The following is a 14,305-nucleotide window of genomic DNA, read 5'->3' as shown; positions in this document are numbered from 1 at the left end:
CTCGTCGAATTGATTGTTTTTTGATCATTTGGCGAGTTTAAAAGTTGCGCTAGGTGGTATGCCGGGGAAATACATGGCTACTTCAGACCATCCTTAGCACGGATAAAAGTAATTCTTCCTTATGTATGAGTTTTCCTTCGGATAAAATCAGTTCGCTTCTAAGTTCCGCGTTGGGGCGGTCTATAGTTATCTTATGAAGATAGTTGGCTATAGATGCTAGATTGTAATTGGCATCTGCTCGTGTCTCGGGATTTATATTGTTTTTACTCCAGTCTCCCGTGTGTTTTTGATAGTCCTGACTGAACTCTTTGAAGTGGGGAATTTTATTTAAGTTTGAGAGTGTTTTTGAAACTAGTGGGTTGTCTCGCATGATGTCCTCGGCGCTTCGTTGATCTCCACGGGGGCGTCCCGTGGGGTGGGTTGGCCTTGTATGGATCTGCTGCTCACCTTTGAACTCCAGGCTGGAATAACCATGTTCGATAAACTTCGTGAGCAGCGCATGTTCGGAGTCCTTTCGGATGGATTGACCACGAAATGGAAGGCCGATTTGCTCACACCGCACAACTTGCTCGTTACCTAAATAACCACTGAGAAAACCATCATTGTGTTGGCCAGCCACTACGGCATGCGCATTTTTTGAGTCAATAAAGTTGAACAGACGTGCGGCGTTATAGGCCGCATCGGCGCGGGCGTCCGGGTTCTTGTTGGCGGTTGTCCAGTCGCCGGTGCGTTTGTAGATGCCTTGTTTATAGGCGTCGGGCAGGGGCCTGCTCTCTGGACCACCTCTGTAAATGCTCTGGCGCATCTCCAGGTTTTTAAGGGTAGGGTTGGCATTGATGATCTGTTCAGCCGTCCGGCGATCACCTGCCGGCCGGCCTGTCGCTGCGGTTGGGCGGGTTGCGCTGTCCGGACCTTTTAGGGCTGCCGGTTGCAGAGCGTCAGGCACGGAGCGTTCGGCACGTAGCTTTTGGATGTTGTGTGCTGATTGGAAAGGGGCCGTATTGATACGGTCGATTTGATTGGCTATGACCTGCTGGATAAGGCCGCTTGCGGTAAATGCTCTGATATCCATAAACGGATCCTTTTTATTGGATGTTTATCATTGTTTCTATTTAAGTGAAAAGTGCGAAGACGCCAGCCACTCTTGATTTAAGTGGTGGTGAGGGGTGGGTAGTTCCATATGTTCATGTTTCTGATATTAACCCGGCCGCAATGCAGTACTTGATTATAAAAATATACCGGTCTTTGGAAAGGGTTAAATATAGTGTTGGAATAGTCGATAAAGTTTGTACGAGTAAAGGCATCCAGATAAGGGGATCTGGACGTGGGCAGGGGGCTGGGCCCGGGCTTGCATTTACCGCAAGGCCGGGCTGCAGTGGTTACACGCTACTCGGCAATCTGCAACTTGCGCGACTCGCTATACACATAGCGCACTTTTTCATACTCGAACGGTGAGTTCATCTGGCCGTAGCGAAAGCTGGTCTGATAGCGCTTGTCTACTGCGCGCAGGGCCCAGATTTCCGGGTGGTTGGAGCTGACTTCGGCAACGTTGAGGAAGTTGATCTGGGATTCGGCGGTGTAGTCCACTAGCAGGCCGCCGGTGTCGCGCAGGTTGGACGGGCCGAGGATCGGCAGGACTAGGTAGGCGCCGCCGGGTACGCCGTAGAAGCCCAGGGTCTGGCCGAAGTCTTCGCTCTGGCGCGGCAGGCCCATGGCGGTGGCCGGGTCCCACAGCCCGGCGATGCCGAGAGTGGTGTTGACCAGCAGCCGGCCAGTGGTTTCCAGGGAGCGGTGGCCCTTGAGTTGCAGCAGGCTGTTCAGCAGGTTGGGCACATCGCCCAGGTTGTTGAAGAAGTTGCTGACGCCGGTGCGTAGGAAACTGGGGGTGACGTAGCGATAGCCGTCGACCACTGGCAGGAATACCCATTGGTCGAAGCGGTAGTTGAAGTGGTACACCCGGCGGTTCCACGACTCCAGCGGGTCATAGACGTTGAGGGCATTGAGGGTCGAGCGCTCGAATTCGCGTTGGTCCAGGCCGGGGTTGAACTTGAGCTTGCTCAGGGGCTCCTTGAAGCCATCCGGGTCGACCGCGGTCGGTGCGTGAGCCTTGCTGTTGTCCGCGTTGGCAACGCCTGCACAGAGTAAGGCGGCAAGAAGCAGGAGATGTTTAGCCACGGAAGAACTCCAGCATGGCGTCGGCGTTGACGCGGTAATTGAGGTTGCCGCAATGGCCGCCCAAGGGGTAGACGGTCAAGCGATCGCCGAAGGTCTTGCGCAGGAAACCGAGGTCGCCAGGGCCGAGGATCACATCGTCGGCGTTGTGCATCACCGCGATTTTCGGGCTGTCGCGCAGGTAGTCCTCAAGGGCGTACAGGCTGACCTGGTCGATCAGTTGCAACAGGCTGCCGCCGTCGGAGCGGGCGCGCCACATTGGGATCACTTGTTCGGTGAGGTAGCAGTCGAAATCACATTGCAGCGCACGCTTGAGAAACGGCGTGAGGCTGGTGCTTTCGGTGATCGGGTATTTGGGCGGAGTGATCAGGCCGCGGCGGTTGATCAGGTCCGAGGTGAAGGCGATATCGGCGGCCGAGAAGCGGAACGAGGTGCCGATCAGCATCGCCATCTGCTCGTTGGTCAGGTGCTCCTTGGAGTTCTGGAAGTCGTAGAGCAGGGCGTCGTTGAGGTCGATATAGCCTTTTTGCTGGAAGTAGCGGGTCAGCTTGTTCAGCACCAACTCATAGAACGTGGTGCTGTTATTGATGCCCTTGACCTCGGTCTGCACCAACTTATCGAGGTTGCTGATGGAGGTGTAGAGGTTGACCGGTGGGTTGAGCAGCAACACTTTCTTGAAGTTGAAGCTGCGCCGGGTTTCGTCCAGCTTGCTGACGAATGCCGCGTCCAGCGCGCCCAGGCTGTAGCCGGTGAGGTAGAAGTCGGTGACCGGCAACGTGGCGTTTTGCGCACGTACGGCCTGCATCACGCGGTACATGTCCTCGGCGTCTTCCTGGGTGATGCCGGGTGTGGCGAAGCGCGAGGCGGCGCTGATGAAGTCGTAGCTGGTGGGCGACGACAATTGGACGACATGGTAGCCGGCCTTGTAGTACAGCTTTTTCAGGTATTCGTTGAGGGTGCTGTCAAAGCGCGCACCGGTGCCGGAGATCAGGAAGATCAGCGGTGCGGCGCGGTCTTGTTTGGCAATGCGGTAGGTGAGCTTCTTCACCGGCCAGAAGTTGGCGGGCAGGCTGAACTCACGCTCCGGGCGCATGGTCAGGCTGTAGTCGGACTGGTTGATGTCATCGATGGATGGCAAATCCGGCCGCAGATCCGGGGGCGTCGTGGCGATGGTCGCTTCAAACGGGTTGGTCAAAGGGTAGCCATAGCTGGCCGGGTCGACATCAACCGCCAGTGCTGACGCACTCAGAAAAAGGCTACCCAACAGGGCAGCACAGCGCAAGGAACGGAGCATGACTAAATCCCTAAGAGGAAACGTGCTTAATGAAGTTCGCAGGCTATGACCACCGCGTTATCGCCGAAGTGCCAGCCATCGGCACTAAATATCGGAAAAAAACGTAGGAATCGAGGTAATAGTAGGCAGACGATACACTTTGGCACGCTTTGATGAACAGTTATCTATGCGCAACCCTTGCCAATGGCCCCGGGGAGATTAAGCTGGGCGCCGTTTTCGCCTATCGGAGTGCCCGTATGTCCCCTCGTTTGCCGCTGATCCTGCTGCTGTTGGCCTTGCCGTTATGGCTGGCCGCCAGTTATGGCGCCCGTTATGGGTTTATGGAAGATGGGCAGTGGGTGGGCCTCTGCGCTGGCGATGCCAGCCGCTGGGAGTGCCAGTTGCGGGCCAACCTGGGCCTGATGATTCACTTTCGGGTGTTGGGCTGGGCCGCGTTGGCCACATCGGTCCTGGCGTTTTTTGTACCAGGCCGTGCCGGTTGGGGCTTGGCGGTGCTGGGGTTGGCGTTCGGGATCCCGGCATTGGCGTTGTACAACACCAATTTTGCGGTGTTTGCGCTGGTGATTGCCGGGTTGCGGTTGGTCAGGGCGCCTCGGGCTGTCTGATAGGGCCAATCGCAGGCAAGCCTGCTCCCACATTTGAATGTATTCACAGATCAAAATGTGGGAGTGGGCTTGCCCGCGATAGCAATCTCAAGCCTTGCGCACCCGCAGGCAACGCCACAAGGCTGCAACTATCAACACACTGACCAGCGCCCAACCCAGCGCCTGCTGGTTCATCAAGCCTTCCTGGTACAGCTGCGGTGCAATGCCGGCGCCAATGATGAAGGTCAGCAGGGCGATTTCCCGCCGTGGCCCGCTGACCGGGCGCAGCAGGTAGACCAGCGCCGGCAGCAGCAGGGCGGCGCTGGGGAAGCTGCGGTAGCGTGGGTCGAACACCAGCGCCAGCATCATCACCGCCGCAGCGAACCCGGCCATTGCAATCAGCCAGCCGGCCCGCTGCTCCAGCCAGGCGAAGGCCCGGGCGCGCCAACCCTGGCGAGCGCTCAAGGCCAAGGCCCCATGGGCCAGCACCAGCAGGTTCAGGGCCAGCAGTAGCCCGGCCCAGATCCATTCATCGGTAAAGCGTGCCGTCACCCGGGTCAATTCGGCCCAACTGCCGATCGAGCCCGCCGCCACTGTGCCCAACAGCGGCAGCAACAACGCGGCGCGGGTGCTGCGCACACGCCCGCCGAGCACCAGGGTGCCCAGCAGGATCAGCCCGCCAACGCCCAGCCATACTGGCCAGTACGGCACGTTGGTGACCGGGCCGGCCAGGATGCCCTTGTCCTGGCGATCGGCATCAAACAGCCCCCAGTAGCCGCCGACCGCGCCTTCGCTGGCGCGTTTCCAGGGTTGGTCAAAGGCTTCGATCAGGTTGTAGTGCCAGCCGTTGGCCTCGGCCATGGCGACGAAGCCGCGAATGAACTTGGCTTCGTTGACCCGGCTGGGCACGGCGGTTTCCCGCTGGCGACCCTCGCTGGGCCAGCCGGTTTCACCAATCATCACGTCCTTGGGGGCAAAACGATTGCCGAAGGTCTGGCGGATATCGCCGACATGGCGCAGGGCCTGGTCGATCCCCGCCGGGTCATCTTCCCAGTAGGGCAATAAGTGAATGGTCAGGAAATCCACCGCCGGGGCCATTTCCGGGTGTTGCAGCCAGAACTCCCAGACATCGGCATAGGTGACCGGCTGCTGGATCTGGCTTTTGACCTTTTCGATCAACTTCACCAACTGGGTGGCGGTGATTTCCTTGCGCAGCAGGGCTTCATTGCCGACGATCACCGATGTGACCACGTCGGGGTTGGCATTGGCCGAGGCGATCAGCAGGTCGACTTCCTTGGCGGTGTCCACCGGGTTGCTGTTGACCCAGGCACCGATCATCAACTTCAGGCCGTGTTTGCGCGCCAGCTCGGGCAAGGCCTCAAGGCCGGCCTGGGAATAGGTGCGGATGCACTCAAAGCGTGTGGCCAGCAGGGCCAGGTCGGCGTCCATGCGCGCGGGGCGCAGTTTGAACGGCTGGTCGAACGGCGATTGGTCCTTGTCGAAGGGTGTGTAGGACGCGCATTGCAGCTTGTGGCTGGTGCTGGCCACATCCGGCAGCAGCATCGGTTGGCCGAGGCCGTACCAGTAGCCACCGAGCGCAAACAGGCCGAGCAACAGGGCGAATATATAAGGCAGGAAGGGGAAGCGGGCAGTCGTGGTCATGGTCACGCCGTCAGGGAGCAAAGCCGCGCATCTTACCTGTATTTGCCGGTTTTCAGGGCGACCGCATAATTTTGACATGCAAAGTCCGGGCGGAATTTTTACGGTTTTTCCGATGAAACGGCTTGCTGGCTTTGTGATGTCGTTTCTTGCTCAACCGAGGTCGTAGCCAGAGCAGGTCCGCAGGGGCGGCAGGTTGATGATCCAATGGCACCACAGAGCAACAGGTTGACGTCGCTCGGCATCCGTCGGGCGCAGCACTTTCGGGGATGCACTATGAAGATGCGACGACTTTTGGGCGCAGCTGCCACCTTGGTAGTTGCGATGAGCGCCACACTGGCCAGCGCCGACAGCAAGACCCTGAGCATCGGCTATGTGGACGGTTGGTCGGACAGCGTCGCCACCACCCATGTGGCCGCCGAAGTGATCAGGCAAAAGCTCGGTTATGAGGTGAAACTGCAGGCGGTCGCCACCGGGATCATGTGGCAGGGCGTGGCCACCGGCAAGCTCGACGCCATGCTCTCGGCCTGGCTGCCAGCGACCCATGGCGAGTATTGGACCAAGAACAAGGACAAGGTGGTCGACTACGGCCCCAACTTCAAGGAGGCGAAGATCGGCTTGATCGTGCCGGAGTACGTCAAGGCCAAGTCCATCGAGGACTTGAAGACCGACACCACCTTCAAGAACAAGATCGTGGGCATCGATGCCGGTTCAGGCGTGATGCTCAAGACGGACGAAGTCATCAAGCAATATGGCCTGGACTACAAGCTGCAAGCCAGCTCCGGGGCGGCGATGATCGCGGAATTGACCCGTGCCGAAGACAAGCAGGACTCCATCGCGGTGACTGGCTGGGTGCCACACTGGATGTTCGCCAAATGGAAACTGCGTTTCCTTGACGACCCCAAGGGCATTTATGGCGCCGCCGAGACCGTCAACAGCATTGGCAGCAAGGGCCTGGAAAAGAAAGCCCCGGAAGTGGCGGCGTTCCTGAAGAAATTCCAGTGGGCCTCCAAGGATGAAATCGGCGCAGTGATGCTGGCCATCCAGGAAGGCGCCAAGCCTGATGTGGCGGCCAAGGATTGGGTGGCCAAGCACCCTGAGCGTGTGGCTGAGTGGACTGCTCCATAACCTCCCCCAAAAAACTGTAGGAACGGGCTTTGTGTGGGAGCGGGCTTGCCCGCGATGGCGATTTTTCAGCCGATACATTCGGTGACTGATACGCTGCCATCGCGGGCAAGCCCGCTCCCACCTACAATTGTTTCTGTCGCGCCGTAAGCCCTCGCTACACCGGTTCTAAGACTAAGGTCGTCTGGAACCTCTCCCGCAGCCGCATACAGTGGATATGTTCCAATAATAAAAAAGCTGTGCTGCGAGGATAAAAACAATGAACGACAGCATTTACCTCTCGATTCAAAACAGCCCGCGCTTCAAGGAGCTGGTGAAAAAAAGGGAAAGGTTCGCCTGGATTCTCTCGGCGATCATGCTTGGGCTGTACTCTGGATTCATCCTGTTGATCGCCTATGGGCCCCAAGTCCTGGGGGCCAAGATCAGCCCTGAATCATCCATCACCTGGGGAATCCCGATCGGGATCGGGCTGATTGTCTCGGCCTTTGTGCTCACAGGCATCTACGTGCGACGCGCCAATGGCGAATTCGACGACCTGAACAATGCGATTCTCAAGGAGGCTGCGCAATGATCCGTCGTCTATTGGTTGTATTCGGCGCTTCGCTTTTTGCACCTGCCGTTTGGGCGGCGGACGCATTGACCGGTGAAGTGCACAAGCAACCGTTGAACATCGCGGCGATCGTGATGTTTGTCGCCTTCGTCGGTGCAACCTTGTGCATTACCTACTGGGCGTCCAAGCGTAACAACTCGGCGGCCGACTACTATGCCGCTGGCGGCAAGATCACCGGTTTCCAGAACGGCCTGGCGATTGCTGGCGACTACATGTCGGCGGCGTCCTTCCTGGGGATTTCCGCGCTGGTGTTCACCTCCGGCTACGACGGCCTGATCTACTCGATCGGCTTCCTGGTGGGCTGGCCGATCATTCTGTTCCTGATCGCCGAGCGCCTGCGTAACCTGGGCAAATACACCTTTGCCGACGTGGCGTCCTATCGCCTCGGGCAAACCCAGATCCGCAGCCTGTCGGCTTGTGGTTCGCTGGTGGTGGTGGCGTTCTACCTGATCGCGCAGATGGTCGGCGCGGGCAAGCTGATCCAACTGCTGTTCGGCCTTGATTACCATGTGGCGGTGATCCTGGTGGGGATCCTGATGTGCCTCTATGTGTTGTTCGGTGGCATGCTGGCGACCACCTGGGTACAGATCATCAAGGCAGTGCTGCTGCTGTCCGGTGCCTCGTTCATGGCGCTGATGGTGATGAAGCACGTCAACTTCGACTTCAATATGCTGTTCTCCGAGGCGGTCAAGGTTCACCCTAAAGGTGAGGCGATCATGAGCCCCGGCGGCCTGGTGAAAGACCCGATCTCGGCGTTCTCTCTCGGCCTGGCCCTGATGTTCGGTACCGCTGGCCTGCCACACATCCTGATGCGCTTCTTCACCGTGAGTGACGCGAAAGAAGCCCGCAAGAGTGTGCTGTATGCCACAGGCTTTATCGGCTACTTCTATATCCTGACCTTTATCATCGGCTTCGGCGCGATTCTGCTGGTCAGCACCAACCCGGCGTTCAAGGATGCGGCAGGCGCTCTGTTGGGCGGTAACAACATGGCGGCGGTGCACCTGGCCAACGCGGTGGGCGGCAGTATCTTCCTGGGCTTCATCTCGGCCGTGGCGTTTGCCACTATCCTGGCAGTGGTTGCCGGCTTGACCCTGGCGGGTGCTTCGGCGGTGTCCCATGACCTGTATGCCAGCGTGATCAAGAAAGGCAAGGCCAACGAGAAGGATGAGATTCGCGTGTCGAAGATCACCACCATCGCCCTGGCAGTCCTGGCGATTGGCTTGGGTATCCTGTTTGAAAGCCAGAACATTGCGTTCATGGTCGGCCTGGCGTTCTCCATTGCGGCCAGTTGTAACTTCCCGGTGCTGCTGCTTTCCATGTACTGGAAAAACCTCACCACCCGTGGCGCGATGATTGGCGGCTGGCTGGGCCTGGTCAGTGCCGTGGGCCTGATGGTCCTTGGCCCGACCATCTGGGTCTCGATCCTGCACCATGAAAAAGCGATCTTCCCGTACGAATACCCGGCGCTGTTCTCGATGATCATTGCGTTCGTGGGTATCTGGTTCTTCTCCATCACCGACAAATCGGCGGCGGCGGTGAAGGAGCGTGCGTTGTACTTCCCGCAGTTTGTGCGTTCGCAGACTGGCCTGGGGGCGAGCGGGGCGGTTAACCACTAAGCTTGTCGCTCAATAAGAAATGCCCCGGTCGACAGGCCGGGGCATTTTTTTGCCTGGGGTTTGATCGTTCCCACGCTCCGCGTGGGAATGCAGCCTCGGACGCTCCGCGTCCCTCAGCCAGGTGACGCGGAGCGTCACGGGAGGCGTTACCACGCGGAGCGTGGGAACGATCAGAATCTCCCACAGTTGGCCGCGTTCATCCTTTGAAATGCGGTCAACTGTGGGAGCGGGCTTGCTCGCGAAAGCGGCCTGTCAGGCAGCACAAACAAAAACGGCCTCCACTAAGGGAGGCCGTTCTCAATGCAGCTAAGCAGTTGAATGCTTACTTGCGGTCTTCCAGCTTGGTAATGTCACGCGACTCGTAGCCGGTGTACAGCTGGCGCGGGCGGCCAATCTTGTACGGGCTGGAGAGCATTTCCTTCCAGTGAGAGATCCAGCCCACGGTCCGCGCCAGGGCGAAGATCACGGTGAACATGCTGGTTGGAATGCCGATCGCCTTGAGGATGATCCCCGAGTAGAAGTCGACGTTCGGGTACAGCGAGCGTTCGATGAAGTACGGGTCGGTCAGCGCGATCTCTTCCAGGCGCATGGCCAGTTCGAGTTGCGGATCGTTGTTGATCCCCAGTTCCTTCAACACTTCGTCGCAGGTCTGCTTCATCACGGTGGCGCGTGGGTCGCGGTTCTTGTAGACCCGGTGACCGAAGCCCATCAGCTTGAACGGATCGTTCTTGTCCTTGGCCTTGGCGATGAACTTGTCGATGTTGGACACATCGCCGATTTCATCGAGCATAGTCAAGACGGCTTCGTTCGCACCGCCGTGGGCAGGGCCCCACAGTGCGGCGATGCCGGCGGCGATACAGGCGAACGGATTGGCGCCCGAGGAGCCTGCCAGGCGCACGGTGGACGTCGAGGCGTTCTGTTCGTGGTCGGCATGGAGGATGAAGATCCGATCCATGGCCTTGGCCAGCACCGGGCTGATCGGTTTGATCTCGCACGGGGTGTTGAACATCATGTGCAGGAAGTTTTCCGCGTACGTCAGGTCGTTGCGCGGGTACATCATGGGCTGGCCCATGGAGTACTTGTAAACCATGGCGGCCAGGGTGGGCATCTTGGCAACCAGGCGGATCGCGGAGATTTCGCGATGCTGCGGGTTATTGATGTCCAGGGAGTCGTGATAGAAGGCCGACAGGGCGCCGACGACGCCGCACATGACGGCCATCGGGTGGGCGTCGCGACGGAAGCCGTTGAAGAAGGTCTTCAACTGCTCGTGAACCATGGTGTGGTTCTTCACGGTGCTGACAAACTGGGCTTTTTGCTCGGCTGTTGGCAATTCGCCATTTAGCAGCAGGTAGCAGGTTTCCAGGTAGTCCGATTTCTCGGCCAGTTGTTCGATCGGGTAGCCGCGATGTAGCAAAATGCCATTATCGCCGTCGATATAGGTAATCTTCGACTCGCAAGAGGCGGTCGACATGAAACCTGGGTCGAAAGTAAAACGGCCCGTGGCCGTCAGGCCCCGTACGTCGATAACATCGGGACCAACGGTGCCGGTTAAAATGGGCAGCTCGACGGGGGCTGCGCCCTCGATGATCAACTGCGCTTTTTTGTCAGCCATGTGGCCTCCTATTTATGCTTCAAATCATCAGACAGACCCCCCACGCAGGGCCCGCACCACTATATTGATATAAATCCGAATGTCAATTTGCCTAAAGTCTTGCTCCAGAAGGCTTTAACCGTACTTTTTCCTCGAAATTGCCTGCCGTTTACGCCTTTTATCCCGTCAGCGCAATCAGCTATTAGGGTGAGGAGTGCGCGTTGTCATTAGTAGCCTAACTGTCTATACTCGGCCACCGACCGCCAAGGGCTTTTGGGCTTGCTTTCATTGGGGGTCGCACTCCCTGGGTGGTGCTTACCTGACCAGTGCACTCCCCAACAACTTTGCCCTGATTGTTAGGGGCTCTTCAGTGTGAAAAAAAGCCGTGAATAGCCAACGACCTGTAAACCTAGACCTAAGGACCATCAAACTCCCCATCACCGGCGTTACGTCGTTCCTGCACCGTGTTTCCGGCATCATCCTGTTCCTGGGCCTGGGCATCATGCTTTATGCATTGAGCAAATCCCTGGGTTCCGAGGAAGGATACGCCGAGGTGAAGGCATGCTTGACCAGCCCGCTGGCCAAGTTCGTAGCATGGGGCCTCCTGTCCGCTCTGCTGTATCACCTGGTAGCCGGTGTGCGCCACTTGATCATGGACATGGGCATCGGTGAGACGCTGGAAGGCGGCCGCCTGGGCTCGAAAATCATCATCGCCATTTCCGTGGTGCTGATCGTTCTGGCAGGAGTTTGGATATGGTAACCAGCGTTACGAACCTATCGCGTTCGGGCCTCTATGACTGGATGGCACAGCGAGTGTCTGCGGTCGTTCTCGCGGCTTATTTCATTTTCCTGATCGGGTACCTCGTTGCAAACCCTGGCATTGGCTACGCCCAATGGCACGGTCTGTTCTCCCACAACGGGATGCGTATCTTCAGTCTGCTCGCCCTTGTGGCCCTGGGCGCTCACGCCTGGGTCGGCATGTGGACCATCGCGACCGACTACCTGACGCCGATGGCGCTGGGCAAGTCCGCGACTGCAGTACGTTTCCTTTTCCAGGCAGTATGCGGCGTCGCGATGTTCGCTTACTTCGTCTGGGGTGTGCAGATTCTCTGGGGTATCTGATTCATGGCTAACATTCCAACGATTTCTTTTGACGCCATCATTATTGGTGGCGGCGGCGCCGGCATGCGCGCTGCACTGCAGCTGGCCCAGGGCGGTCACAAGACAGCCGTGATCACCAAGGTGTTCCCGACCCGTTCCCACACCGTCTCGGCCCAGGGCGGCATCACCTGCGCCATCGCGTCTGCCGACCCGAACGATGACTGGCGCTGGCACATGTACGATACCGTCAAGGGTTCCGACTATATCGGTGACCAGGACGCTATCGAATACATGTGTCAGGAAGGCCCGGCTGCGGTGTTCGAGCTGGACCACATGGGGCTGCCGTTCTCCCGCACCGAACAGGGTCGCATCTACCAGCGTCCATTCGGCGGCCAGTCCAAGGACTACGGTAAAGGCGGCCAGGCTGCCCGTACCTGCGCGGCATCCGACCGTACCGGTCACGCCCTGCTGCACACCCTGTATCAGGGCAACCTGAAAGCCGGCACCACGTTCCTGAACGAGTACTACGCTGTTGACCTGGTAAAAAACCAGGACGGCGCATTCGTCGGCGTGATCGCTATTTGCATCGAAACCGGTGAAACCACCTACATTCGCGCCAAGGCTACCGTGCTGGCGACGGGCGGTGCAGGTCGTATCTACGCGTCGACCACCAACGCCCTGATCAACACCGGTGACGGCGTTGGCATGGCCCTGCGTGCAGGCGTGCCGGTACAAGACATCGAAATGTGGCAGTTCCACCCAACCGGCATCGCCGGCGCCGGTGTACTGGTTACAGAAGGTTGCCGTGGTGAAGGCGGTTACCTGATCAACAAGCACGGCGAGCGTTTCATGGAGCGTTATGCTCCGAACGCCAAGGACCTTGCCGGTCGTGACGTGGTTGCCCGTTCGATGGTGAAAGAAATCATCGCCGGCAACGGTTGCGGCCCGAACGGCGACCACGTGATGTTGAAACTCGATCACCTGGGCGAGGAAGTGCTGCACAGCCGCCTGCCAGGTATTTGCGAGCTGTCCAAGACTTTCGCCCACGTTGACCCGGTGGTTGCTCCGGTTCCAGTAGTTCCAACTTGCCACTATATGATGGGCGGCGTGCCGACCAACATTCATGGCCAGGCGATCACCCAGAACGCCGAAGGCGTGGACGAGATCATTCATGGTCTGTTCGCCGTGGGCGAAGTGGCTTGCGTATCGGTTCACGGTGCCAACCGCCTGGGCGGCAACTCGCTGCTCGACCTGGTGGTATTCGGCCGCGCTGCCGGCCTGCACCTGGAAAAGGCGCTGACCGACGGTATCGAATACGATGATGCCACCGACGCCAACATCGAGGCGGCCCTGGCTCGCCTGAACGCGCTGAACGAGCGCACGGATGGCGAAGACGTGGCAACCCTGCGTCGCGAGCTGCAAAGCTGCATGCAGAACTACTTCGGTGTATTCCGTACTGGCGAATACATGCAGAAGGGCATTGCCCAGCTGGCCGACCTGCGCAAGCGGATTGCCAACGTCAAGATCAACGATAAGAGCCAGGCGTTCAACACCGCTCGTATCGAAGCCCTTGAGCTGCAAAACCTGCTGGAAGTGGCTGAAGCAACGGCGATTGCCGCCGAGGTTCGTAAGGAATCCCGTGGCGCTCACGCTCGTGAAGACTTTGAAGATCGCGATGACGAAAACTGGTTGTGCCACACCCTGTACTTCCCGGGTGACAAGCGCGTAACCAAGCGTGCCGTGAACTTCTCGCCGAAGACGGTTCCGACGTTTGAACCGAAGATTCGGACTTACTAAGGGTGGCTGCCATGTTGAAAGTCAGTGTTTATCGCTACAACCCTGATCAGGACGCCGCGCCGTTCATGCAGGAATTTGAGGTCGATACCGGTGGTAAAGACCTGATGGTGCTGGATGTGCTGGCCCTGATCAAAGAGCAGGACGAAGGTTTCTCCTATCGTCGCTCTTGCCGTGAAGGTGTCTGCGGCTCCGACGGCATGAACATCAACGGCAAAAACGGCCTGGCGTGTGTCACGCCGCTGTCTGCCGTGGTCAAGAAGGGCAAGCTCGTTGTCCGTCCGCTGCCAGGTTTGCCGGTTATCCGTGACCTGGTCGTCGATATGAGCATCTTCTACAAGCAATACGAGAAGGTTAAGCCATTCCTGCAGAACGACACGCCGGCTCCGGCCATCGAGCGTCTGCAGTCCCCGGAAGAGCGCGAGAAGCTCGACGGTCTGTACGAGTGCATCCTGTGCGCTTGCTGCTCGACCTCTTGCCCGTCCTTCTGGTGGAACCCGGACAAGTTCCTGGGTCCGGCTGCACTGCTGCAAGCCTATCGCTTCCTGGCAGACAGCCGTGACACCAAGACGTCCGAGCGTCTGGCCTCACTGGATGACCCGTTCAGCGTATTCCGCTGCCGCGGGATCATGAACTGCGTCAACGTATGTCCCAAAGGCCTGAACCCGACTAAGGCCATTGGTCATATCCGTAACATGCTGCTGCAAAGCGGCGTGTAAGACGTTGTAGTAAAAGCAGGACCGTTGTGCCCGTAAATGC

General features: G+C 58.5%; 13 protein-coding genes. 8 read left to right on the top strand and 5 right to left on the bottom strand.

Annotated features, from left to right (window positions below):
- Nucleotides 1-82: 82 nt before the first annotated feature.
- From AO268_RS18915 to AO268_RS18905, 3 genes are all read right to left on the bottom strand, one after another.
- Nucleotides 83-1,072, bottom strand: coding sequence for a hypothetical protein (locus tag AO268_RS18915; protein ID WP_099169485.1), 990 nt, complete (start codon nucleotides 1,070-1,072; stop codon nucleotides 83-85).
- 314 nt (nucleotides 1,073-1,386) lie between these two features.
- Nucleotides 1,387-2,175 (bottom strand): MlaA family lipoprotein, encoded by a 789-nt coding sequence (locus AO268_RS18910; RefSeq protein ID WP_099169484.1) that lies wholly within the window; start codon nucleotides 2,173-2,175, stop codon nucleotides 1,387-1,389.
- A complete protein-coding gene (locus AO268_RS18905) occupies nucleotides 2,168-3,466 on the bottom strand; it encodes a serine/threonine protein kinase (RefSeq protein ID WP_076963923.1) in 1,299 nt (432 codons plus the stop codon). Before AO268_RS18905 ends, AO268_RS18910 begins: the two co-directional genes overlap by 8 nt.
- A 236-nt stretch (nucleotides 3,467-3,702) precedes the next feature.
- Between AO268_RS18905 and AO268_RS18900 the strand changes: the two genes are divergently transcribed.
- Complete coding sequence (locus AO268_RS18900) at nucleotides 3,703-4,071, top strand: hypothetical protein (RefSeq protein WP_099169483.1); 369 nt, start codon at nucleotides 3,703-3,705, stop codon at nucleotides 4,069-4,071.
- Between the two features lie 87 nt (nucleotides 4,072-4,158).
- Here AO268_RS18900 and AO268_RS18895 read toward each other — a convergent pair whose 3' ends face one another.
- Entirely contained in the window at nucleotides 4,159-5,712 is a 1,554-nt protein-coding gene (locus AO268_RS18895) for a glycoside hydrolase family 17 protein (RefSeq protein ID WP_099169482.1), read from the bottom strand.
- A gap of 273 nt (nucleotides 5,713-5,985) precedes the next feature.
- Between AO268_RS18895 and AO268_RS18890 the strand changes: the two genes are divergently transcribed.
- The 3 genes from AO268_RS18890 (at nucleotide 5,986) to AO268_RS18880 (ending at nucleotide 9,060) form a co-directional block, all read left to right on the top strand.
- On the top strand, nucleotides 5,986-6,837 hold the full coding sequence (locus tag AO268_RS18890) for a glycine betaine ABC transporter substrate-binding protein (RefSeq protein WP_099169481.1): 852 nt from the start codon (nucleotides 5,986-5,988) through the stop codon (nucleotides 6,835-6,837).
- Nucleotides 6,838-7,093: 256 nt separating this feature from the next.
- The gene (locus tag AO268_RS18885) at nucleotides 7,094-7,405 is read left to right on the top strand and encodes a DUF485 domain-containing protein (RefSeq protein ID WP_076963919.1); all 312 of its coding nucleotides are present in this window, start codon (nucleotides 7,094-7,096) and stop codon (nucleotides 7,403-7,405) included.
- Complete coding sequence (locus AO268_RS18880) at nucleotides 7,402-9,060, top strand: cation acetate symporter (RefSeq protein ID WP_099169480.1); 1,659 nt, start codon at nucleotides 7,402-7,404, stop codon at nucleotides 9,058-9,060. Before AO268_RS18885 ends, AO268_RS18880 begins: the two co-directional genes overlap by 4 nt.
- A gap of 322 nt (nucleotides 9,061-9,382) precedes the next feature.
- On the opposite strand, the gene gltA is transcribed toward AO268_RS18880, so the two are convergent.
- A complete protein-coding gene (gene gltA, locus AO268_RS18870) occupies nucleotides 9,383-10,672 on the bottom strand; it encodes a citrate synthase (RefSeq protein WP_003222994.1) in 1,290 nt (429 codons plus the stop codon).
- Nucleotides 10,673-11,036: 364 nt separating this feature from the next.
- Between gltA and sdhC the strand changes: the two genes are divergently transcribed.
- The 4 genes from sdhC to AO268_RS18850 are packed head-to-tail and all read left to right on the top strand — an operon-like array spanning nucleotide 11,037 to nucleotide 14,265.
- Nucleotides 11,037-11,411: a succinate dehydrogenase, cytochrome b556 subunit gene (gene sdhC, locus AO268_RS18865; protein ID WP_003172804.1), complete on the top strand. Its 375-nt coding sequence runs from the start codon at nucleotides 11,037-11,039 to the stop codon at nucleotides 11,409-11,411.
- Nucleotides 11,405-11,773, top strand: a complete 369-nt coding sequence (sdhD, locus tag AO268_RS18860; RefSeq protein WP_029292670.1) for a succinate dehydrogenase, hydrophobic membrane anchor protein — start codon at nucleotides 11,405-11,407, stop codon at nucleotides 11,771-11,773. Before sdhC ends, sdhD begins: the two co-directional genes overlap by 7 nt.
- Nucleotides 11,774-11,776: 3 nt before the next feature.
- Nucleotides 11,777-13,549, top strand: a complete 1,773-nt coding sequence (gene sdhA / locus AO268_RS18855) for a succinate dehydrogenase flavoprotein subunit (RefSeq protein WP_076963916.1) — start codon at nucleotides 11,777-11,779, stop codon at nucleotides 13,547-13,549.
- Nucleotides 13,550-13,560: 11 nt separating this feature from the next.
- The gene (locus AO268_RS18850) at nucleotides 13,561-14,265 is read left to right on the top strand and encodes a succinate dehydrogenase iron-sulfur subunit (RefSeq protein WP_029292674.1); all 705 of its coding nucleotides are present in this window, start codon (nucleotides 13,561-13,563) and stop codon (nucleotides 14,263-14,265) included.
- Nucleotides 14,266-14,305 lie beyond the last annotated feature (40 nt).

The sequence above is a fragment of the Pseudomonas sp. ICMP 8385 genome, assembly GCF_002699915.1.
GTDB classification, from domain to species: Bacteria; Pseudomonadota; Gammaproteobacteria; order Pseudomonadales; family Pseudomonadaceae; genus Aquipseudomonas; species Aquipseudomonas gessardii.
Note: the sequence above shows the minus strand (reverse complement) of the source record. Positions and strands in the feature narration are given on the sequence as shown.

Coding starts and splice junctions, on each gene's coding strand:
- AO268_RS18915 (WP_099169485.1), bottom strand. CDS start 1,072: ATGGATATCAGAGCATTTACCGCAAGCGGCCTTATCCAGCAGGTCATA.
- AO268_RS18905 (WP_076963923.1), bottom strand. CDS start 3,466: ATGCTCCGTTCCTTGCGCTGTGCTGCCCTGTTGGGTAGCCTTTTTCTG.
- AO268_RS18900 (WP_099169483.1), top strand. CDS start 3,703: ATGTCCCCTCGTTTGCCGCTGATCCTGCTGCTGTTGGCCTTGCCGTTA.
- AO268_RS18895 (WP_099169482.1), bottom strand. CDS start 5,712: ATGACCACGACTGCCCGCTTCCCCTTCCTGCCTTATATATTCGCCCTG.
- AO268_RS18890 (WP_099169481.1), top strand. CDS start 5,986: ATGAAGATGCGACGACTTTTGGGCGCAGCTGCCACCTTGGTAGTTGCG.
- AO268_RS18885 (WP_076963919.1), top strand. CDS start 7,094: ATGAACGACAGCATTTACCTCTCGATTCAAAACAGCCCGCGCTTCAAG.
- AO268_RS18880 (WP_099169480.1), top strand. CDS start 7,402: ATGATCCGTCGTCTATTGGTTGTATTCGGCGCTTCGCTTTTTGCACCT.
- gltA (WP_003222994.1), bottom strand. CDS start 10,672: ATGGCTGACAAAAAAGCGCAGTTGATCATCGAGGGCGCAGCCCCCGTC.
- sdhD (WP_029292670.1), top strand. CDS start 11,405: ATGGTAACCAGCGTTACGAACCTATCGCGTTCGGGCCTCTATGACTGG.
- sdhA (WP_076963916.1), top strand. CDS start 11,777: ATGGCTAACATTCCAACGATTTCTTTTGACGCCATCATTATTGGTGGC.
- AO268_RS18850 (WP_029292674.1), top strand. CDS start 13,561: ATGTTGAAAGTCAGTGTTTATCGCTACAACCCTGATCAGGACGCCGCG.